This is a genomic window from Xanthobacter dioxanivorans (assembly GCF_016807805.1).
In the GTDB taxonomy this organism is placed as follows: domain Bacteria; phylum Pseudomonadota; class Alphaproteobacteria; order Rhizobiales; family Xanthobacteraceae; genus Xanthobacter; species Xanthobacter dioxanivorans.
Genome location: NZ_CP063362.1, coordinates 1,834,154 through 1,854,602 on the forward strand (window position 1 = coordinate 1,834,154; position 20,449 = coordinate 1,854,602).

At 70.0% G+C, this 20,449-nt stretch carries 20 protein-coding genes and 1 riboswitch; of the genes, 6 read left to right on the forward strand and 14 right to left on the reverse strand.

Annotated features, from left to right (window positions below; all coding sequences use genetic code 11):
- Positions 1–98: 98 nt before the first annotated feature.
- Positions 99–207, reverse strand: a riboswitch (glycine riboswitch).
- 119 nt (positions 208–326) lie between these two features.
- The 8 genes from EZH22_RS08685 to EZH22_RS08720 all read right to left on the reverse strand — a co-directional run bounded on the left by EZH22_RS08685 (position 327) and on the right by EZH22_RS08720 (position 10,847).
- The gene (locus EZH22_RS08685; protein WP_203195258.1) at positions 327–1,121 is read right to left on the reverse strand and encodes a hypothetical protein; all 795 of its coding nucleotides are present in this window, start codon (positions 1,119–1,121) and stop codon (positions 327–329) included.
- A 172-nt stretch (positions 1,122–1,293) separates the two neighbouring features.
- Positions 1,294–2,589, reverse strand: a complete 1,296-nt coding sequence (locus EZH22_RS08690; protein WP_231711385.1) for a M16 family metallopeptidase — start codon at positions 2,587–2,589, stop codon at positions 1,294–1,296.
- Positions 2,590–2,666: 77 nt separating this feature from the next.
- Positions 2,667–4,022, reverse strand: a complete 1,356-nt coding sequence (locus tag EZH22_RS08695; RefSeq protein ID WP_203196467.1) for a M16 family metallopeptidase — start codon at positions 4,020–4,022, stop codon at positions 2,667–2,669.
- A gap of 290 nt (positions 4,023–4,312) precedes the next feature.
- A complete protein-coding gene (locus tag EZH22_RS08700; RefSeq protein ID WP_203195259.1) occupies positions 4,313–4,999 on the reverse strand; it encodes a hypothetical protein in 687 nt (228 codons plus the stop codon).
- Positions 5,000–5,036: 37 nt separating this feature from the next.
- The gene (lspA, locus tag EZH22_RS08705; protein ID WP_231711386.1) at positions 5,037–5,567 is read right to left on the reverse strand and encodes a signal peptidase II; all 531 of its coding nucleotides are present in this window, start codon (positions 5,565–5,567) and stop codon (positions 5,037–5,039) included.
- A 7-nt stretch (positions 5,568–5,574) separates the two neighbouring features.
- The gene (gene ileS / locus EZH22_RS08710) at positions 5,575–8,577 is read right to left on the reverse strand and encodes an isoleucine--tRNA ligase (protein ID WP_203195261.1); all 3,003 of its coding nucleotides are present in this window, start codon (positions 8,575–8,577) and stop codon (positions 5,575–5,577) included.
- 405 nt (positions 8,578–8,982) lie between these two features.
- Positions 8,983–10,479 (reverse strand): ammonium transporter, encoded by a 1,497-nt coding sequence (locus EZH22_RS08715; RefSeq protein WP_231711387.1) that lies wholly within the window; start codon positions 10,477–10,479, stop codon positions 8,983–8,985.
- 29 nt (positions 10,480–10,508) lie between these two features.
- Positions 10,509–10,847 (reverse strand): P-II family nitrogen regulator, encoded by a 339-nt coding sequence (locus EZH22_RS08720; RefSeq protein ID WP_203195262.1) that lies wholly within the window; start codon positions 10,845–10,847, stop codon positions 10,509–10,511.
- Here EZH22_RS08720 and EZH22_RS08725 point away from each other — a divergent pair.
- Positions 10,834–11,085 carry a hypothetical protein gene (locus tag EZH22_RS08725; protein ID WP_203195263.1) on the forward strand — a complete coding sequence of 84 codons (252 nt, stop codon included), beginning with the start codon at positions 10,834–10,836 and terminating at the stop codon, positions 11,083–11,085. The two genes, EZH22_RS08720 and EZH22_RS08725, sit on opposite strands and share 14 nt — an antisense overlap.
- Before the next feature lie 75 nt (positions 11,086–11,160).
- Here the strand turns inward: EZH22_RS08725 and tesB are convergent, their stop codons facing one another.
- Entirely contained in the window at positions 11,161–12,033 is an 873-nt protein-coding gene (gene tesB, locus EZH22_RS08730) for an acyl-CoA thioesterase II (RefSeq protein WP_231711388.1), read from the reverse strand.
- A gap of 227 nt (positions 12,034–12,260) precedes the next feature.
- Between tesB and EZH22_RS08735 the strand changes: the two genes are divergently transcribed.
- Positions 12,261–13,553: a ubiquinone biosynthesis hydroxylase gene (locus EZH22_RS08735; RefSeq protein ID WP_203195265.1), complete on the forward strand. Its 1,293-nt coding sequence runs from the start codon at positions 12,261–12,263 to the stop codon at positions 13,551–13,553.
- 84 nt (positions 13,554–13,637) lie between these two features.
- On the opposite strand, the gene EZH22_RS08740 is transcribed toward EZH22_RS08735, so the two are convergent.
- The gene (locus EZH22_RS08740) at positions 13,638–13,850 is read right to left on the reverse strand and encodes a Trm112 family protein (RefSeq protein WP_203195266.1); all 213 of its coding nucleotides are present in this window, start codon (positions 13,848–13,850) and stop codon (positions 13,638–13,640) included.
- A gap of 274 nt (positions 13,851–14,124) precedes the next feature.
- On the opposite strand from EZH22_RS08740, the gene EZH22_RS08745 reads away from it, so the two are divergent.
- On the forward strand, positions 14,125–15,030 hold the full coding sequence (locus EZH22_RS08745; RefSeq protein WP_203195267.1) for a DMT family transporter: 906 nt from the start codon (positions 14,125–14,127) through the stop codon (positions 15,028–15,030).
- Positions 15,031–15,096: 66 nt separating this feature from the next.
- On the opposite strand, the gene EZH22_RS08750 is transcribed toward EZH22_RS08745, so the two are convergent.
- Positions 15,097–16,131 carry an aspartate-semialdehyde dehydrogenase gene (locus EZH22_RS08750; protein ID WP_203195268.1) on the reverse strand — a complete coding sequence of 345 codons (1,035 nt, stop codon included), beginning with the start codon at positions 16,129–16,131 and terminating at the stop codon, positions 15,097–15,099.
- Between the two features lie 234 nt (positions 16,132–16,365).
- Between EZH22_RS08750 and EZH22_RS08755 the strand changes: the two genes are divergently transcribed.
- The 3 genes from EZH22_RS08755 to cysW all read left to right on the forward strand — a co-directional run bounded on the left by EZH22_RS08755 (position 16,366) and on the right by cysW (position 18,665).
- On the forward strand, positions 16,366–16,701 hold the full coding sequence (locus EZH22_RS08755) for a hypothetical protein (protein ID WP_203195269.1): 336 nt from the start codon (positions 16,366–16,368) through the stop codon (positions 16,699–16,701).
- A 225-nt stretch (positions 16,702–16,926) separates the two neighbouring features.
- Positions 16,927–17,790 (forward strand): sulfate ABC transporter permease subunit CysT, encoded by an 864-nt coding sequence (gene cysT / locus EZH22_RS08760; protein ID WP_203195270.1) that lies wholly within the window; start codon positions 16,927–16,929, stop codon positions 17,788–17,790.
- A gap of 2 nt (positions 17,791–17,792) precedes the next feature.
- Entirely contained in the window at positions 17,793–18,665 is an 873-nt protein-coding gene (cysW, locus tag EZH22_RS08765; protein ID WP_203195271.1) for a sulfate ABC transporter permease subunit CysW, read from the forward strand.
- A gap of 78 nt (positions 18,666–18,743) precedes the next feature.
- On the opposite strand, the gene EZH22_RS08770 is transcribed toward cysW, so the two are convergent.
- The 3 genes from EZH22_RS08770 to sppA all read right to left on the reverse strand — a co-directional run bounded on the left by EZH22_RS08770 (position 18,744) and on the right by sppA (position 20,436).
- Entirely contained in the window at positions 18,744–19,073 is a 330-nt protein-coding gene (locus tag EZH22_RS08770) for a lipopolysaccharide assembly protein LapA domain-containing protein (protein ID WP_203195272.1), read from the reverse strand.
- A gap of 4 nt (positions 19,074–19,077) precedes the next feature.
- Positions 19,078–19,362, reverse strand: a complete 285-nt coding sequence (ihfB, locus tag EZH22_RS08775) for an integration host factor subunit beta (protein WP_012114247.1) — start codon at positions 19,360–19,362, stop codon at positions 19,078–19,080.
- Between the two features lie 102 nt (positions 19,363–19,464).
- Positions 19,465–20,436 (reverse strand): signal peptide peptidase SppA, encoded by a 972-nt coding sequence (gene sppA / locus EZH22_RS08780; RefSeq protein WP_203195273.1) that lies wholly within the window; start codon positions 20,434–20,436, stop codon positions 19,465–19,467.
- Between the last annotated feature and the right edge of the window lie 13 nt (positions 20,437–20,449).

Genomic DNA, 20,449 nt, shown 5'->3' on the forward strand with positions numbered 1-20,449 from the left:
AGATTTCACCGTGCCTCGTGGAAGGGCGCGGCTTACTCCTTCGGTGAGCGACGAGGATGCGCGTCTCCGCGCAGTGCCGGCGCTGCTTTCCAGAGGCTCGTCCCCCTGCGGCCCTTGGTGCCTGAGCGGTTCCGGGGCGGTTGCGCCTTCGGCGCCGGCCTGGAACCTCGCGAGAGGAAAAAGGCCGGTCTCTCCCGCAGGGATCGTCCGATTGCGTCCGGTCCGAACCGGCCCGAACGCGGGTGCAGCATAGGCGAATGTCGGCGGGCGTCAACGCGGGGATGCGGAGGGCGGTCCGGTTTAAGGGCGGGGGGCGCCCGTCCGCCTCACTGCGGGGCCGGGCCGAAGACTTCCGGCGTGCTGTCGCCGGCCGGCTGGGCCGCCGGCTTGCGCGGCTTGGGCTTGGCGGCGGGCTTGGGCTTCTCGCGCGCCTCGGTGCCCTGCGGGTCGAAGCCCACATACACCACGTGGCGCTCCATCTCGGCCGGCTTCAGCAGCGGGAAGGAAATCTGCTCCTCCACCGCAGTGAAGGGGGCGTGGCCGGGATCGGCCGGAACATCCACCTGCACCAGGAAGAATTTGGTGGTGAGGGTCTTCGGGCTCGGGCCCTCCTGCACCACGGCGATGCGGATGGGCACCCGCACCGGGCCCGGCGTGCCCTTCTCGCCCATGAGCACGCGGCCCTCTATGCCCACCTTCACCAGCATGGTGCCGCCGGCGATGGAGCACTCGCGGGCAAGCCGGCTGATGCTGGCCTGGTAGCGCAGGGCGCCGCCCGGCTTGTCGGTGACCTGCCAGGTGGAGGCGCCGGTGCGCACCGTCACCGGCGGGCAGTCATAGACCTGGGTATCCGGCCCCGTCCCCACGGTGAGGACGCCGGTGGTGCCGCTGTTGACCACGCCGGCCGAGGAGGTGCCCGGCCGCGAGGCGACCCCGGTGTCCTGCGCGCCGAAGGCGCCGTCGAGCCCCTCGCCGGCGCCGCAGCCGGCGACCGCGAGGGCGAGGAACGCGGACAGGACCACCGCGATCGGAGCGCCGGACGGAGCGCCGGTCGGAGCGCCCTTGCCGCCGCGCCGCGCGGCGCGGCTGGCATGTGGAAGGGCGTGTTCTGCACGGGCCATTGCGCTCAACTCCAGTCGCTCGATGTCAGATGCCGGCTTCGAGGCGGAGGCCGTTATAGCAAAGGATGCCGGTCCGCCGGAACCGCCCCCCGCCACCGACCGGCACCGGTGGCGGGGGGCGGCGGAGGGTTTTGCGCGGCATGGTTACCCGCGCCCGCGCCGGAACCGCGGTTCAGCCGCCCGAAAGGCCTTGCGGCTTGCCGACCACCACGGTGAGGGCATCGCGGGCGGTTGCGAGGCGCCCGGCCACGCGCTTCAGGTCGTCGAGGGTGACGGCGGTGATCAGCGCATTGCGCTTGTCGATGTAGTCGATGCCGAGCTCGTCGAGCTGGATCTGCAGGAGCTGACCCGCCACCTTGGAGGAGGTGTCGAAGCGCAGGGCGTAGCTGCCGGTCAGATAGCTCTTCGCCTCGTCCAGCTCGGTCTGGCTGGGGCCGTCCTTCAGGATCTTGCGGAACTCGTCGGTGATGATCGAGATGGATTCGCCCGCCCGCTCGTTCTTGGTGGCGGTGCCGGCGAACCACAGGCCGGTGTGGGAGAGGGCCACCTGATAGGAATAGACCGAGTAAGCAAGCCCGCGCGCCTCGCGCACCTCCTTGAACAGGCGGGAGGAGAAGGCGCTGCCGCCGAGGATGTGGTTGAGCACGAAGGCGGGGATGAAGTCCGGGTCGCGCCGCTCCAGGCCGCCCGTGCCCATCACCACCACCGACTGCGGCACGTCGAGCGGGATCACGTCCACCGTGCCGATCTTCTGCGGCGTCACGTTGGCCACCGGGGTAAGGGTGGCGGTGGCGGGCAGGGCGCCGAAGGTGGCGTCGAGCCGCTTGCCCAGTTCCGCCGCGTCGATGTCGCCGACCACCGCCACGCGCAGGTTCGAGCGGGCGAGGCTGCGCTTGGCGAAGCCGGCGATGTCGTCGCGGCTGATGCGCGGCATGCTTTCCAGCGTTCCATCCACCGGGCGGCCGTAGGGGTGGCCGGGGAAGGCGAGGGCGAACCAGCGCTCGTTGGCAATGGAGTTGGGCTCGGTGGAACGGCGGCGCAGCATGGCCATCTGCGCGGCGCGGATGCGCTCCACCGCCTCGGTATCGAAGCGCGGCTCGCTGACGGCGACGCGCAGCAGCTCGAACGCCTTGTCGCGGTTGTCGGAGAGGGTGCGCAGCGAACCGCGGACATCGTCACGCCCGGCGTCGAAATGCAGCTCCACGGCATGGTCGGCCAAGGCGCGCTGGAAGGCCTCCGCGTCGAGCGTGCCGGCCCCCTCGTCGAGGAGGGAGGCGGTGAGGTTGGCAAGGCCCGGAAGGTCCTTGCCGTCCTGGGACGCGCCGCCGATGAAGGCGAACTCCACGGCGATGAGGGGCAGGGTGGTGTCGTGCACCAGCCAGGCCTTGATGCCGCCGGGACTGGTCACCTCGGTGATGCGGTTGGACTGGGAGTGCGCCGCGTCGGCGGACAGAAGGGAAAGAGCCATCGTAACCATCGCAAAGAGGAGACGGCCGGCGCGCGCAGCGCTGCCGGCATGGGCGGGTGCCGTCGGGAGGGCCAGCCTCACGAGCGGTCTTCCTTGCGGGCTTCGGACTGCTTCAGGTAGCCGGTGACCGCGCGATCCGTCACCAGATACCGGCGGGCCGCGTCCTTCACCTGCTCGGCCGTCACCGCCTTGATGCGCTCCGGCCAGGCGTTGACGTCATCCGCCGAGAGGCCGGTGGCCCAGGCCGCGCCGTAGATGCGCGCCAGCGTTGCCTGGTTGTCCTGGGAGTAGATGGTGTCGGCCACCAGCCGGGTCTTTGCCCGGGCCAGCTCCAGATCATCCACGCCCTTCGCCTGCAGATCGGCGACCACCGCGTCCGCCGCCTTCTCCAGGTCCTCCAGGCTCACGCCGGGCCGCGGCGAGGCGTAGGTCACGAACCGCGTGGCGTCGTACGCGGTGCTTTGATACCAGGCGCCAGCGCCGGCGGCGAGGCCCTTCTCCGCCACCAGGGTGCGATAGAGCCGGCTCGTCTGGCCGCCGCCGAGAATCTGGGAAAGCACCTCCAGGGCCTCGGATTCCCCCGGCTGCGCGGTGCGCGAGGAGGGCACGAGGTAGGAGCGCTGGAGGCTCGGCTGGGCCACGCGGGGGTCGGCGAGCGAGACGCGGCGATGGGCCTGCGGCTCGGGCTCCTGCGGGCGGCTGCGCGGCGGCGTGTCGGCGCGGGCCACCTTGCCGTAGGTCTTCTCGGCCAGCGCGCGCACGGCCTCGGGGTCCACGTCGCCGGCCACCACGAGCAAGGCGTTGTTGGGGGCGTAGTAGCGCCGGTAGAAGGCGAGGGCGTCCTCGCGGTTCAGCCCCTTGATCTCGTGCTCCCAGCCGATGATGGGATGCTGGTAGGGGTGGTTCACGTACGTCGTGGCCTGCAGCACCTCGGACAGGCGCGCGCCGGGATCGTTGTCCGTGCGCATGCGGCGCTCTTCCAGCACCACGTCGCGCTCGGGCAGCACCACCTCGTCGGAGAGCTTGAGGCCGGTCATGCGGTCGGCCTCGAAGCCCATCACCTTTTCCAGGTGCTCCTTGGCGACGCGCTGGAAATAGGCGGTGTAGTCCTGCGAGGTGAAGGCGTTCTCCTGGCCGCCGAGGCGCGCCACCTCGGCCGAGAACTGGCCCTGCGGGTGCGCGTCCGTGCCCTTGAACATCAGGTGTTCGAGGAAATGGGCGATGCCCGACTTGCCGGGCTGCTCGTCGGCCGATCCCACCTTGTACCACACCATGTGGGTCACCACCGGGGTGCGGTGGTCGGGGATGACCATGACCTGAAGGCCGTTGGCGAGCTGAAACTGGGTGACCTCCGGCCCTGCGGCGTCGGCGAGGCGGGGGGAAAGCGCGGCCGCGCCTGCGGCGAGAATGGCAACCATGGTGAGACGGCTCATATGCACGTGGCGATCTTCCGGCATTGCGCGCGCCGAACGGCCCGCGCGTCAAGGAAAGATAGGGGGTGGCTGCGGCGCGATAAGGGCCGTGGCGGTGAAATCGGTCGCCGCGGCGCACGCCGGGCCGGCGATCCCGCGATCGTTATCGGCATCCGCCACGTGCCCTTGCGCGCTCCGGCGGAGGGAGCAGGCGATGCCGGTGCTCCCCGGCCCGACGCTGCGACCGCCATCTGCCGCGACCGCATCCGCTCGTGGCGCCGCGGCCTCGCCGGCCTGCGCCTCGGCGCGCTCTAGTTCGTGCGGTCGAACAGGGTGGGGAACTTGAAGGCTTCCTTCTTCGGCTCCACCACGCCATAGGGGGCGTTGGGGGCCGGGGTCTGGTAGCCGGGCGGCGGCTGGATGAGGTTCTCGCGCTCGGGCTCGCCGTTGAAGGTGAGCTGGTCCTGCTTGCCGGTCACGCCGTTCATCCAGCCGGTGAAGCCGAGCTGGCTTGGCAGCAGCACGTCGCGCTTGGATTCCGCGCCGACCGGCTCGGTGGGCGCGTTGGACGAATTGCCCACGTACTTGCGCTTGCCCTTGTTGAGTTCGGAGGGCAGGAGCGGACGGCCCGGATCGTCACGCACGATGGGCGTCTTGGACCCCTCGGCCTCGCGCTTGCGGCGCTGCACGTCCGGGTCCTTCGGCCAGTTGGGGTTGGCCTCCGCCGCGCTCGCCTGGGGCACGGGCAGCGCGTCCGGAACCTTGGGCGGCACCACCAGGGGGGCGCGCTCGCGATAGTCGATCTCGGGCTTGGCCTCGTCGTCCTTGAGGCCGAGCATCTGGAGGGTGGATTCGAAGATGTCGTTGTTGCCGAACGACTGGGCGGAGGCCGCGGTCGGCGCGGCGAAGGCCGCGAGGCCGAAGCACAGCACTCCCGCGCAGGCCATCGCCGGGCGACGAAGGGGGGCGGCATCCGTGGCCGCCGTCCTCGCGCTCACGCGCAAAATTTCACCGACGCGCATGGGTGCTCCCCTCTCAAGGCTCGCGCTCCGCTTCAGGTTTCGGAGCCATTGGCAGGTCCGAGGGCGGCAATTTTGAGGCGCGGCTGAAGAACGCATCATAAAGAAGCAGGCCCACGCCCACAACGACCGCGACGTCAGCCACGTTGAACACGTACCAGCGGTAGCCGAATGCGTGCAGCGAGATGAAGTCGAACACCGCGCCGTAGACCACCCGGTCCACCGCATTGCCGATGGCGCCGCCGATGAGCATGCCGAGGGCGAGGGCTTCCAGACGCCCGCGGGCCCGGGTCAGCCACACCGAGAACAGCAGGGCGGCGACCACCTTGATGGCCACCAGCACCCAGCGCCCGGTCTCCCCCTGCGGAAACAGGCCATAGCTGATGCCGTAATTCCACAGGGCGACGAAATCCAGGAACGGCGTCACCGGGTGCAACTGGGCCGGCCAGCGCTCCGCCCAGGCGATGACCAGGCTCTTCGTGGCCTGGTCGGCCACCAGCACGAGGAGGGCGACGAGAAGCCCGAAGACGATGCGGCGGCGCTGCACGCTCACCTCACTCGGCCGCCGCGCAGGCGGCATGGAATTCCCGCAGCGCCGCCGCGTCGCGCGGCGTCACGTCGGGGAATTCGGGATCGGTGCCCACCTCGGGGGAGATCTTCCACGAGCGGGCGCACTTCCTGCCCTCGGCGCGGACGGACACCACCGCCACCCCCGGCACGTCGGGGAGGCGGAACGCGTCCTGCGGTCCCTCGCCGCGCACCAGGGTCGCGGCGCTGGTGATGGCGATCTCGGCGAGGTCGAGCCCGTCGAGGGCATCGGCGAGGGCGGCGTCGGTGACGTACACCTCGGGCGCCGCCTCCAGCGACGAGCCCATGCGCTTGGCCGCGCGCTCCACCTCCAGCGCGCCCAGCACCACGCGGCGGATCAGGCGCACCTTGCGCCACTGCTCGGCGAGGGCATCGTCGCGCCACGCGGCCGGCGTGTCGGGGAAGGGGAGGAGATGCACGGAGCCTTCCTCGTCCCCGGTGCGGGCAATCCAGGCCTCCTCGCAGGTGAAGGGCAGGATCGGCGCGAGCCAGGTGACGAGGCGGGCGAACACCTCGTCGAGCACGGTCAGGCAGGCCCGCCGGGTGAGCGAGGAGATGGGGTCGCAGTAGAGCGCGTCCTTCCGCACGTCGAAATAGAAGGCCGACAGCTCGGTGGTCATGAAGGACGACAGCGCCGCGTGCACCTTCTTGTAGTCGAAGGCGCGGTAGGCGGCGCGGATCTCAGCGTCCAGCTCCACCAGGCGGTGCAGGATGAAGCGCTCCAGCGCCGGCATCTGGGCGAAGGCGACCTTTTCCTGAGGCCGGTAATGGTGCAGCGAGCCGAGCAGCCAGCGGACGGTGTTGCGCAGCTTGCGGTAGGTGTCGGCCGTGGTCTTCAGGATTTCCGGGCCGATGCGCAGGTCGTCCGCATAGTCGGAGGCGCACACCCACAGGCGCAGGATGTCGGCGCCGGACTGCTTGATCACCTCCTGCGGCGCGGTGACGTTGCCCAGCGACTTGGACATCTTGCGCCCGTCCTCGTCGAGCACGAAGCCGTGGGTCAGGACCACGTCGTAGGGCGGGCGGCCGCGGGTGCCGCAGCTCTCCAGCAGGGAGGAATGGAACCAGCCGCGGTGCTGGTCCGAGCCTTCCAGATACATCACCTTGTCATTGCCCTCGGGCGGGCGCAGCGCCTTGAGGTCCGGGCGCACCTCCAGGGTGAAGGCGTGGGTGGAGCCACTGTCGAACCACACGTCCAGCACGTCGTCCACCTTGGCCCAGCCCTCGCCGGCACGGCTGCCGAGGAAGCGTTCGCGGGCGCCCTCCTTGAACCAGGCGTCGGCGCCTTCCGCCGCGAAGGCGTCGGCGATGCGGGCGTTGACCTCGGCATCCTTGAGGATCTCCACCGAGCCGTCGCCGACGTCCTTCACGAACACGGTGATGGGCACGCCCCAGGCGCGCTGGCGCGAGACCACCCAGTCGGGCCGGTTCTCGATCATGCCATTGATGCGGTTCTCGCCGGCGGCGGGCACCCACTCCACGGTCTTGATGCCGGCCAGCGCGCGGGCGCGCAGGGTGTCGGGGGCATTGCCGGGCAGCGCCGCCGGGCGCGTCGCCGCCTTGCCGTCCGCCGCGCGGATGTCCTGGTCCATGGCGATGAACCATTGCGGCGTGTTGCGGAAGATGACCGGCTTCTTGGAGCGCCAGGAGTGCGGGTACTGGTGCTTCACCCGGCCGCGGGCGAGCAGGTTGCCGGCCGCGATCAGGGCGTCGATGACGGCGGTGTTGGCATCGCCCTTCTCGCCCTTCTCGGTGATGACGCGCTTGCCCGCGAAGCCGGGCGCCTGGGACGTGTAGAACGAGTCCGCGTCCACCGTGTAGGGGATGGCGGGGTTGATGCCGCGCTCTTCCAGCCAGCGGCGATGCTGGGTCCAGATCTCGAAATCCTCGCGGCCGTGGCCCGGCGCGGTGTGGACGAAGCCGGTGCCGGCATCGTCGGTGACGTGGTCGCCGTCGAGGAGGGGGACCTTGAAGTCGTAGCCGAGGGCGGCGAGGGGGTGGGCGGTGACGAGGGCGCCGAGCACGTCCGCCGGGACGTCGCTGCGGCGCTCGAAGGCGGTCACGCGGGCCTGCTTGAACACGTCCTCGGCCAGCTTGTCGGCGAGGATCAGTTTGTCGCCGGCCTTGGCCCAATTGTCGGCGGGGGCGTCGGTCACCTCGTAGAGGCCGTAGGAGATCTTGGAGGCGAAGGAGATGGCGCGGTTGCCCGGCAGCGTCCAGGGCGTGGTGGTCCAGATGACGACGGAGGCGCCCCTCAGGTTGCCTTCGGAGGTCACCGGAAACTTCACCCAAACCGTGTCACTCGTAAAATCCTGGTACTCCACCTCGGCCTCGGCCAAGGCGGTCTTCTCCACCACGGACCACATGACCGGCTTCGAGCCACGGTACAAAAGCCCGTTCTCGGCGAACTTCATGATCTCGCGGGCGATCTGGGCTTCCGCCATGAAGGCCATGGTGGTGTAGGGGTGGTCCCAGTCGCCCTCCACGCCGAGGCGCTTGAACTCCTCGCGCTGGACGGCGAGCCAGTGCTCGGCATAGGCGCGGCATTCCTGGCGGAAGGCCACCATGGCGGCGGCGTCGGAGAAATCGGGCTTCTGCTTGCCCTTCTTGCGGTAGTTCTCCTCCTCGATCTTCCACTCGATGGGCAGGCCGTGGCAGTCCCAGCCGGGCACGTAGTTCGAGTCGTAGCCGAGCATCTGCTGGGAGCGCGTCACCACGTCCTTGAGGATCTTGTTGAGCGCATGGCCGATATGGATGTTGCCGTTGGCATAAGGCGGGCCGTCGTGCAGCACGAAGCGGGCGCGGCCGCGTCCGGCCTCGCGCAGGCGGCCGTAGAGATCGGTGCGCGCCCAGCGGGCCAGCAGTTCCGGCTCCTTCTGGGGCAGGCCGCCGCGCATGGGGAACGCCGTCTCGGGCAAAAACAGGGTCTTGGAATAGTCCGGGGCGCCGGACGGGGGCTTTTCGGTCATGGAACGCTCGGGGGATGAGGTCGGATCAGGCGGACGAACCCGGCGTCCCCCGCGCGCTCAGCCGCGCCGGCGGGGGGCCGGGCCGATAATTCGCGCCGCAAGGGGCGCTGCGTGGCGGGGCGCAAGCCCGCCGGAATGGGACGATCCGCACATGGATCCGGCTTCTAGCAGGCGGCCCCGGCCGCGAAAAGCCCACAGATCCGCGCAGCGCCCGGCCCCCGGCCCGTCCGCGCAAAAAGCCCCGCGCCGGCGCGCCCGCCGCCGGGCGCGCCAAAAAGGCCTCCGGCACTGCAAGGCGCCAGCCACCGGGCGCGCAAAAAAAGACCCCGGCACCGAGGTGCCGGGGCTTTCTTGGTTCCCCTCTTTTTTAAATCGCCGGGGCGGCAGCGCCGCCCCGGTAAAGGCTCACGAGTGGTAGGCGCGTTCGCCGTGCTCGTTGATGTCGAGGCCCTCGCGCTCCACGTCGGTCGTGGGACGCAGGCCCACCACCACCGAGATCACGAACAGGATCACCGCGGTGCCGATGCCGGACCAGGCCACGGTGATGAGCACGCCCTTGACCTGCGCGATCAGCTGGGTGGCCATGTCGTAGTCGGCGACCTTGCCGATGGTGTAGTCGAAGATGCCTGTGCCGCCGAGGGCCGGGTTCACCAGGATGCCGGTGGCGATGGCGCCGACGATGCCGCCGATGCCGTGCACGCCGAACACGTCGAGCGCGTCGTCATAGCCGAACGCGTTCTTCACGGCGGTGCAGAAGATGAAGCAGATCGGGGAGACGACCAGCCCCAGCACCAGCGAGCCCATGATGCCGGAGAAGCCCGACGGCGGCGTGACGGCCACGAGGCCGGCGACGATGCCCGAGGCCAGGCCCAGCATGGAGGGCTTGCCCTTCACCAGCCACTCCACGAACATCCAGGAGATGGCCGCGGCGCAGGTGGCGATGAACGTGTTCATCATGGCGAGGCCGGTCACCGCGTTCGACTCGAGGTTCGAGCCGGCGTTGAAGCCGAACCAGCCGACCCACAGCAGGGAGGCGCCGACCATGGTGAGGGTGAGCGAGTGGGGCGAGAGCGCCTCCTTGCCGTAGCCGAGCCGCTTGCCCACCATCAGGCAGGCCACCAGGCCGGCGATGCCGGCATTGATGTGCACCACGGTGCCGCCCGCGAAGTCGATGGCTCCGAGGGAGAAGATGTAGCCGGCATCGGCGAGGACGGCGTCGAGGGCGGTCTGCGCGGCGGTCTTGGCGGCGCCGTCAGCGGCGGCGGCAACCGCCTTGGCGGCCGCGTCGATGGCGTCAGGGCCGGCCCAGTACCAGACCATGTGGGCCACCGGGAAGTACACGAAGGTCACCCACAGCGGCACGAACAGGACCACGGCGGTGAACTTGGTGCGCTCCGCGAAGGCGCCGAAGATCAGGGCGGGGGTGATCATGGCGAAGGTCATCTGGAACGCGATGTAGACGAGTTCCGGAATTGCCACGCCAACCGAGAAGGTGGCCGCCAGGGAGTCGGTGGTCACGCCCGAGAGGAACGCCTTGGAGAAGCCGCCGATGAAGGGCGAGCCGCCGGTGAAGGCGAGGGAGTAGCCGTACAGCACCCAGATGAGGCCGACGATGCACACGCAGTAGCCGACCTGCATCAGCACCGAGAGCATGTTCTTGGCGCGTACCAGGCCGCCGTAGAACAGGAACAGGCCCGGCACCGACATCATCAGCACGAGCAGCGAGGACGTGAGCATCCAGGCCACGTCGCCCTTGTTCACGGTGGGCGCGGCCGCGGCCGCGGCGGCCGTGGTGCCGGCGTCGGCGGCGGGCGCGGCGGTCTGTGCCAAGGCTGGCAAGGCGAACGCCGTCGCCAGAAGAAGCGCGGGAATCCCCACGCGGGACCACGTCTTGGACGTCATGGAAGAAAGCTCCGTCGAATGAGGAAGGCTCAAAGCGCGTCGGCGTCGGTCTCGCCGGTGCGGATGCGCACGGCGTGGTCGATCGGGAAAACGAAGATCTTGCCGTCGCCGATCTGCCCGGTCTTCGCGGAAGCGGTGATCGCCTCCACCACCTTCGCGACCTGATCGGCGGCCACGGCCACCTCGATCTTGAGCTTCGGCAGGAAGCTCACGGCATATTCGGCACCGCGGTAGATCTCGGTGTGGCCCTTCTGCCGCCCGTATCCCTTCACCTCGGTCACGGTCAGACCGTGCACACCGATACCGGTGAGGGCGTCGCGCACCTCCTCCAGCTTGAATGGCTTGATGATGGCCATGACGATCTTCATGGATCGGTCCCTGTCCCCTGATGCCGCCGCCCCGGAACGGGTACGCGCGGTGTTTTTTCGCGGCGGCTTCGCCGAGCGGGCCGGGGAGATCCGCGCCGCGGCTGGCAAGCCTGCGGCATTGGAATCAATTACCGTGCCAAGAGATCAGGAGGTGGGAGTCCCGTGCATATTTTTACGCCACGGCGCGCGCGGGCCGGGCTTTGCCGCCCGATCGCCGCTTTTGCTGCCTAATTTTTAGCTTCTAAGCCTATTTATAACTCAGGTCTGTGCATGGCGGGGGTTGGGGATGGTGCGGAAGTAGGGATGCCCGCGATTATCGGGGCGTTACCGGTCGCATCAGCCCCTCCTGCGCCGCCGAGGCGACCAGAAGTCCGTCGCGGGTGAACAGCTCCCCGCGGCAGAAACCCCGCCCTGCGAACGCCGCGGGGCTCTCCTGCACGTAGAGCAGCCACTCGTCGGCGCGAAAGCGGCGGTGAAACCACAGCGCATGATCGAGGCTGGCCACCTGCAGGTCGGGGTCGAACACCGATTTCCCGTGCGGCAGCAACGCCGCCTGGAGCAGGGAAAGGTCTGAAGCATAGGCAAGGACCGCCTGATGCGTAGGCAGATCGTCCGGCAAGGGATCTCTGGCGCGCACCCACATGCTCGGCCGCGTCCCCGGGGCGCCGAGATACGCGGGGTCGAGGGTGGTGGGCTTCACCTCCAGCGGGCGCAGGGACATCCAGTCGGCCCGCGCGGCGCGCGGAAAGCGGGCGAGGAGGCGCTCGCGCCAGACTTCGTCGGAGGGCAGATCCTCCGGCAGGGGCACCTCGGGCATGGTGCCCTGGTGAAACAGGCCGCTCTCCTCGATCTGGAACGACACCGCCATGGTGAAGATGGCCTGGCCGTGCTGGATGGCGACCACCCGCCGGGTGGTGAAGGAGCGCCCGTCGCGGATGCGGTCCACGTCGTAGATGATGGGCACCCGCGGATCCCCGCCGAGCAGGAAGTAGCCGTGAAGCGAGTGGGCGATGCGATCCGCCTCCACCGTCCGCCGCGCCGCCACCAGCGCCTGGGCCACCACCTGCCCGCCGAACACGCGGCCGCCGTCCGGGGACGCGGTGCGACCGCGGAACAGGTTGATCTCCAGGGTTTCAAGGTCGAGGATGTCCAGAAGCGTACCCACGTTGGACGGTGATCCGGTCATGCGGCTCGGCTCGTTGGGCGCCGTCGCGCGGGGCGATCGGGCGAAAGGGATGGACAGCGAGGACGCCATGCCGGCGCCGTCCGCGTCAACCCCGAAAACGTCAGCCGCTTGCCGTATAGGGTGACGCGGGACCGCACCGCCTGGTGCGGAAAAGAGCACAGGCCGCGCCGGCCGGCGCCACACGACCACGGTGCCCGCGGCACCGGAGAAGTCCAAGGAGCAGAACAATGGCCTCCCTGAATGCGCCCCACCCGGAATTCGCACCGGGCGCCGCCGCCACGGCGGCGGCCGCGCGGGCGGATGTCGCCATCGTCGGCGGCGGCCTCGCCGGGCTCAGCCTCGCCCTCGCCCTGCGCCAGGGCCTCGGGCCGGACGCGGACATCGTGCTGTTCGATCCGGCCCTGGCGAAGCCGACCATCGAAGACGGGCGGGCCTCGGCCATCGCCGCCGGGGCGCGGCGGCTGCTGACCACCCTGGGCGCCTGGGAGCGGATCAGCCGGGAGGCGGAGCCGATCCGGTCCATGGTGGTCACCGACAGCCGCACCAAGGACGTGGCGCGGCCCACCTTCCTCACCTTCGACGGCGGACTGGAGGACGGTGCCCTGGAGCCGGGCGAGGCCTTCGCCTACATGGTGCCCAACGCCGCCCTGCAGCATGCCCTCGTCGATTGCGCGCGGGCGGCGGGCATCGACCTGCGCGCCGAGGCGGTGGATGCGTTTGCCGCCGACCGCAGCGGCGTGAGCCTTTCGAGCGCCTCGGGCGCGCCGCTGCGCGCGCAGCTCCTCGTCGCCTGCGACGGGGCCCGCTCGCGCATCCGCGCCATGGCCGGCATCGCCAACGTCTCGTGGGGCTACGGCCAGAGCGGCATCACCTTCACGGTGGAGCACGAGCGTCCGCACGAGGGCCGCGCCGAGGAGCACTTCCTGCCCGCCGGCCCCTTCGCCACCCTGCCTTTGCCCGGCAACCGCAGCTCCATCGTCTGGACCGAGCGCACGGCGGATGCCGAGCGGCTGGTGGCGCTGCCCCCGGTCCTGTTCCAGGAGGAGCTGGAGCAGCGCTTCGGCCACCGGCTGGGCTGGGTGAAGCCGGTGTCGAAGCCGCGCCCCTATCCCCTCGGCTTCGCCATGGCCCGCACCTTCATCGGCGAGCGCCTCGCCCTGGTGGGCGACGCGGCCCACCTGATCCACCCCATCGCCGGGCAGGGCCTCAACATGGGCCTGCGCGACGTGGCGGCGCTGGCCGAGGCGGTGACCGACGCGGCGCGGGTCGGGCTCGATTTCGCCGCCCCCTCGGTGCTGGAGCGCTACCAGCGCTGGCGGCGGTTCGACACCCTGGCCATGGGCGTGGCGACGGACGGGCTCAACCGCCTGTTTTCCAACCACTCCGACGCGCTCCGGGCGGTGCGCGACGTGGGGCTCGGCCTGGTGGACCGCCTGCCGCGCCTCAAGGGCCTGTTCATCCGCGACGCGGCGGGCCTCACCGGCGCGGTGCCCAAGCTGCTCCGCGGCGAGGCGCTCTAGGGCCGATCGACCTTCAGTGTCCGCGTTTTTCTTCGGCCGCGGTCGTGCCCGGGCTCGTCCCGGCCACCCGCGCGCCGCGGCGCCTCAGCGCGCGAGCTCGCTTTCATCGAGCTTGCGGGCCTCGTCGGCGAGCATGATCGGGATGCCGTCGCGGATGGGATAGGCGAGGCGGGCGGCGCGGGAGATCAGCTCCTGGTGCTCGCGGTCGTACTCCAGGGGCCCCTTGGTCAGCGGGCAGACCAGGATTTCGAGCAGCTTCGGGTCCACCTGGTGGCCGGGACGCTGGGATTGGATCATGGCGTGTCACCTTCGTCGCGCCGGAGATCGGCGTGGCCCGGGTCGGCGTCGCCCGCCGGGCCCTCGGGGGCGCACCATAGCCGCCGGCGCCGTCCCGTCCACGGCCTTTTCGCCGGAGGGAACGATCCATCAAGATCCTTTGCCTATTTATCAGCCGATTTCATTGTTCCGCAGGTTGCCGATTGCCTACAGCTGCACCCGGCCGGATCCGGCCCCATGCCGCGCCGCCCCCGGCGCGGCCGGATTCTCGGGCCGAACCTCCCGAAAGGCTTCCATGGACCGCCGCGCTTCCCTCGGGCTCGTCCTCGGCTTCGTCGGCGTCCTCATGTTCGGCGCCACTCTGCCGGTGACGCGCTTCGCCCTTGCCGACCTCGACCCCTGGGCCATCACCTTCGGCCGTGCCGCGGTGGCCGGCGTCGCCGCCCTGGCCCTGGTGCTGGCGTCGGGCCGGCCGTGGCCGTTCGCCGCGCGCGGCACGTTCAGGGACCTCGCCATCGGCAGCTCCTGCCTGGTGATCGTCTTCCCGCTTCTTATCGGCCTGGCGATGCAGACGGTGCCCGCCGCCCATGGCGGCGTCGTGGTCGGCCTGCTGCCCTTGCTCACGGCCCTTGCCGCGGTGCTGTTCGCCGGCGAGCGTCCCGGCGCGCCCCTGTTCGTGGCCAGTGCCACCGGGGCGGCCCTCGTCGCCGCCTTCGCCCTGCGCAATGGCGGCGACGGCGGCGTGCGCGCGGGCGACATGATGCTGTTCGCCGGTGTCGTCGCCGCCGCGGTGGGCTACGGGGTCAGCGGACGGCTGCTGCGGCAGATGGCCGGCTGGGAGGTCATCGCCTTCATGCTGATCCTCGCTCTGCCGGTGACGCTGCCGGTCGCCCTTGCCACCTATCCGTGGGGGAAGGCGGTATCGACCGCGGCCCTCGTGTCGGTGCTCTATCTCGGGCTGTTCAGCCAGTTCATCGGCTTCTTCTTCTGGAATGCGGGCATGGCCATGGGCGGCGTCGCCCGGGTCGGGCAGATGCAGCTGCTGCAGACCTTCGTGACCGTGGGCCTCGCCTGGCCCATCAATGGCGAGACGCCCGACGCCGAGACCCTGTTCTTCGCCCTGGGGGTGGTGCTGGTGGTGGCCGTCGCCCAGCGGGTGAGCGCCCGCAAGAGCCGGGGCACGGCCGTGCCGCCGGGTTGAGGCGCAAACGAAAACGGCCCTCGCGGGAGGGCCGTTTCCAGGCTGTCAGGGTGCGTGCGGGCCGGCTCAGGCGGCCTTGCTGCGGGCGGTGATGAGCTTGCGGTTCACCAGCACCTCGGCGATCTGCACCGCGTTCAGCGCCGCGCCCTTGCGCAGGTTGTCGGAGACGCACCAGAAGTTGATGGCGTTCTCCACCGTCGGGTCGTCGCGCAGGCGCGAGATGTAGGTGGCGTCCTCGCCGGCGGCCTCATGCGGCGTGGCGTAGCCGCCCGGCTCGCGGGTATCGATGACGAGGATGCCCGGCGCCTCGCGCAGGATCTTGCGCGCGTCCTCGGCCGAGAGCTCCCGTTCGAACTCCACGTTCACCGCCTCCGAATGGGAGATGAACACCGGCACGCGCACGCAGGTGGCCGTGAGCTTGATCTTCGGGTCGAGGATCTTCTTGGTCTCGACCACCATCTTCCACTCTTCCTTGGTCGAGCCGTCGTCGAGGAAGACGTCGATTTGGGGAATGAGGTTGAAGGCGATGCGCTTGGGAAACTTCTTCGGCTCCACCGGATCGGACACGAAGATGGCCCGGGTCTGGGAGAACAGCTCGTCCATGCCCTCCTTGCCGGCACCGGAGACGGACTGGTAGGTGGAGACCACCACGCGCTTGATCGTCGCCGCGTCGTGCAGCGGCTTCAACGCCACCACCAGCTGCGCGGTGGAGCAGTTGGGGTTGGCGATGATGTTCTTCTTGGTGAAGCCGACGATGGCGTCCGCATTCACCTCGGGCACGATCAGCGGCACGTCGGGATCCATCCGCCACTGGGACGAATTGTCGATCACCACGCAGCCGGCGGCGCCGATCTTCGGCGACCACTCCTTCGACACGGCTCCGCCCGCCGACATCAGGCAGATGTCGGTGTCGGAGAAGTCGTAGGTGTCGAGCGCCTTCACCTTCAGGGTTTTGTCGCCGTACGAGACTTCCACGCCCTGCGACTTGCGCGAGGCGAGCGCCACCACCTCGTCGGCGGGGAAGCCCCGCTCGTCGAGGATCGCGAGAATCTCCCGGCCCACGTTGCCCGTGGCGCCGACGACGGCGACCTTGTAACCCATGCTGTTCCTCGGGATCTGCCGGCCCATGCGGCCGGAAACGGTGCTTTTAGGCCGAATGCCCCATCCTTGCAAATCGCTGATTCGCGAGCGTTCGGGCGAACTGTTGCGCCAGCGCAACGCGCCGGCGCCGAGAAAGCGGGAACAGGTCCTTGCCCGTCCTCGTTTCCTTGCACGGGGGGCGGGAGTGTCCTAAGTCAGGCTAGGGCGGCGGCTATGCCGTTTTTGGAGGTTGCCATGCGTGTCGCGCCGTACATCACCTTCGCCGCTGCGGTTCGGCTGGCGCTCGCGGTGACGTCCGCGGTGGCGCTGTCGGGCGTGGCTTCCCTGGTGGCCGCCGACTCCGCGCAGGCGCAGCAGGTCACCAAGAAGCGCACGCGCATCGACGTCAGCAAGCGCTCGTACCTCGATGCCGGCACGGTGGTGAAGCCGGGGTCCAAGTCCTATCTCGACTATGCCCTGCCGCCGGGCTGGTTCTATCCGGGCTACGGCCAGGGCGGCGCCGCCGGTCCGGGGCCGATCACCGGCATCCGCCAGCCGCTGCCGGGGCCGTTCGAGCTGCCGGGCTACTGACCCGGCGCCAAGGACGTCCGAGGAAGGACGTCCAAGGAAGAACGTCCGAGGAGGGACGATCGGGGAGGGGCCGCAGGCGCGGCCCTTTTTTGCGCCTTCTAATCACATTTTTACCAAGTGGTTCATCGCTGTTTCCGCAGGGGGCATGACAATAGCCCGCGCGCACGGCATAAGGGCCCGTCCGTTCGCGGCGGTGCCGCATCCTGATCCCATACGGCTGCGCCCATGCCCCGCCTTTCCCTTGCCGCACCGGCCGCCGGCCTCGCCCGGCGCAGCGTCATCCCCGGCTTCCGCCTCGCATTGGGCATCACGCTGCTTTATCTCGCTTTCATCGTGCTGCTGCCCATCGCCGCCCTCATGCTGAAGGCGGCGGATGTGGGCTTCGCCCGCTACATCGCCATCATCACCTCGCCGCGCACGCTCGCCTCGTTCCAGGTGACGCTGACCACCGCCGCCATTGCCGCCCTGTTCAACGCCGTCTACGGCCTGGGCCTCGCCTGGGTGCTGGTGCGCTACGACTTTCCCGGCAAGCGCCTGCTGGATGCCATGGTGGACGTGCCGTTCGCGCTGCCCACCGCGGTGGCGGGCCTCGCCCTCGCCACCCTGTTCGCGAAGAACGGCTGGTTCGGCGCGCCCCTGGCGCAATGGGGCATCCAGGTGGCCTACGCGCCGGCGGGCATCGTCTGCGCCATGGCCTTCACCTCCATTCCCTTCGTGGTGCGCACGGTGCAGCCGGTGCTGGAGGACATGGAGCCGGAACTGGAGGAGGCGGCGGCAACGCTGGGCGCCCGCGACCTCACCATCTTCCGGCGGGTGATCTTCCCGACGCTCTTCCCCGCCTTCCTGGCCGGCACCTCGCTGGCCTTCGCCCGGTCGCTGGGGGAGTTCGGCGCGGTGGTGTTCATCGCCGGCAACCAGCCGTTCCGCACCGAGATCGTGGCGCTGCTCACCTTCATCCGCCTCGATGAATATGATTATGCGGCCGCGGCGGCCATCGCCGTCACCATGCTCGCCCTCGCCTTCCTGATGCTGCTGGTGGTCAACCTGGTGCAGGCCTGGCACCAGCGCAGCGCCCTCGGGGAGGGCTGAGCATGGCGACCCCGGTCAATCGCCGCCGGCCGCGCGTGGGCGACGGGCGGCTCACCCGGACGGTGATCCTCGGCCTCGTGCTCATCACCACCGCCGTCGCGCTGATCGCCCCCCTCGCCGTCATCTTCGCCGAGGCCTTCGCCCGCGGGTTCGGCGCCTATGGGGCGGCGCTGGCGCGGCCGGATACGCTCCACGCCATCGGCCTGACGCTGGTCACGGCCCTGGTCTGCGTGCCGGTGAACGTCGCCTTCGGCATCGCCGCCGCCTGGGCGGTCACCAAGTTCACCTTTCCCGGCCGCAACCTGCTGCTGGCGGTGGTGGAGCTGCCCTTCTCCATCTCCCCCATCGTGGCCGGCGTGGCCTATCTCTTCGTCTTCGGCGGGCAGGGGCTGTTCGGGCCGTTTCTCCAGGCCCACGACATCAAGATCGTGTTTGCGCTGCCCGGCATCATCCTGGCCAGCCTGTTCGTCACCGCGCCGTTCGTGGTGCGCGAGCTGGTGCCGCTGATGATGGCGCAGGGGCGAGACGAGGAGGAGGCGGCGGTGAGCCTCGGGGCCACGGGCTTCGACGTGCTGCGTCTCGTCACCCTGCCCAACGTGCGCTTCGCGCTGCTCTACGGCGCGGCCCTGTGCAATGCGCGGGTGATGGGCGAGTTCGGCGCCGTCTCCGTGGTCTCGGGCAACATCCGCGGCCAGACCTCGACCCTGCCGCTGCAGATCGAGCTGCTCTACCAGGACAGCCACGTGCTTGCGGCCTTCGCCGCCGCCACCGTGCTCGCCGGGGTCGCCCTGTTCACGCTGGTGGCGAAATACCTGATCGAGCGGGCCGAGCGGACCCGCGAGGAGGGCCAGCCGGCGCGCCGTCCGGGACACTGAAGCGCCGCGCGATGGCGGGCCGGATGGCGCGGCCTCCGGTGGGGCGATGATGCCGGGCCGCTGCGCGGAGCCGGGGAGTCAGGCGCGGGGGGCGGGCAGGCCGAGGGCGCCGGAGGATGCCCGCTCGGGCGCGTTTCCGGGGGGCGTGCGGTCGAGGATGCGGCGGGCCCGGCGCGCCTCGCGGCGGAAGCGGCCCTGCCGCAGCCAGGTCACCGTGCCGCCGGCCACCACGCCGAGGATGAGCGCGCCGAACACCACCGCGAACAAGGGCAGCGTCACCGCCAGCGCCGGCGCGTCGGGCGAGAAGGGGTCGAGCGAGAGGGTCACCGCCTTGCGGTTCGCCACCGCGAGCGCCACGGCGAGGATGGAGAGCGGCAGCCCGATCAGGATGGAGGCGAGGCGGCCCACGGTGCTACTTTCCGGTGTTGAGACGCTCGCGCATCTCCTTGCCGGTCTTGAAATAGGGCACGGTCTTCTCGCTCACGTCCACTTGCTTGCCGGTGCGCGGGTTGCGACCGACGCGGGCGTCGCGCTTCTTCACCGAGAACGCGCCGAAGCCGCGCAGCTCCACCCGGTCGCCGCGCTCCAGAGCGGAGGCGACCTGTTCCAGGATGGCGTTGACGATGTTCTCCACGTCCCTCTGGTAGAGGTGCGGGTTGGCCTCGGCGATCTTCTGCACGAGCTCGGACTTGATCATGGTGGCCGCAATTCCCCTCGAGGCAGGATCCGCTGGGTCCGGCGGACGCGCGCTTCTTTCCGTCACGATTTCGGTTTTTATTGTTTGATCGGCAAGCGCTTCTCACCCGTCGACACGAGGGTGCCAGAGGGCCAGCAGACCGTCAAGTTGAGTGCGCTCCAGCGCGCCATGGGCGGCCTGCGTCAGAAACGCCGCCGCCTGCGGGAAGCCGAGGGCGCTCACCACGCCGCGCGCGGCGCCGAGCAGCCAGCCGAATTCGTCGCCCACCTGCCCGCTGCGCCAGGTGCGCACCTTCAGGTCTTCCGGCACGCCTTTCTCGCGCGCCAGCCAGGCGCGGGCCGTGCGCTCGTCGCCGAGCTCGTCCACCAGCTGGAGCTCCAGCCCCTGGTGGCCGGTGAAGACCCGCCCGTCGGAGACGGTGGCGAGCAGGGGATCGGAGAGCTTGCGGCGCTCGCCCACCAGGCCCCTGAACCAGGCGTAGCTGTCCTTCACCAGCGAATCCACGGCCGCGCGGGCTTCGGGGGTGGTGGGGGTATAGGGGTTGGGCGAGGCCTTGAGCGGGGAGGACTTGATGTCCTCCATGGTCACGCCCACGGTCTTGAGCAGCTCGGTGAAGTTGGGGAACTGGTAGATCACCCCCACCGAGCCGACGAGGGCGTTGCGGCGGGCGATCACGTGGTCGGCGCCCAAAGCGGCGATATAGGCGCCGGAGGCGGCGACGCCCTCCACCACCGCCACCACCGGCTTCTTCGCCGCCAGGCGGCGCAGCGCGTCGTAGAGCTGCTCGGAGCCGGTCACCGTGCCGCCGGGGCTGTCGATGGACAGGATCACCGCGCGCGCCCGGGAGCGGCCGATCTCCTCCAGCATCTCCACCCGCTCGCGATCGTTGCGGATGAGGCCGCCGATCATCACCCGGGCCACGTGCGGGCTGCCCACGGGAATGGAGCGGCCGGCCACCGTGGCGGCGCCCACCGCCACGGCCGCCACCACCGCGAGGATGCCGAGGGTGCGCCAGAAGGTGACCTTCCGCCGGAGGCGGCGGCGTTCGACGATCTGGTCGGCGTCGATCGACATCTCGAAACTCTCC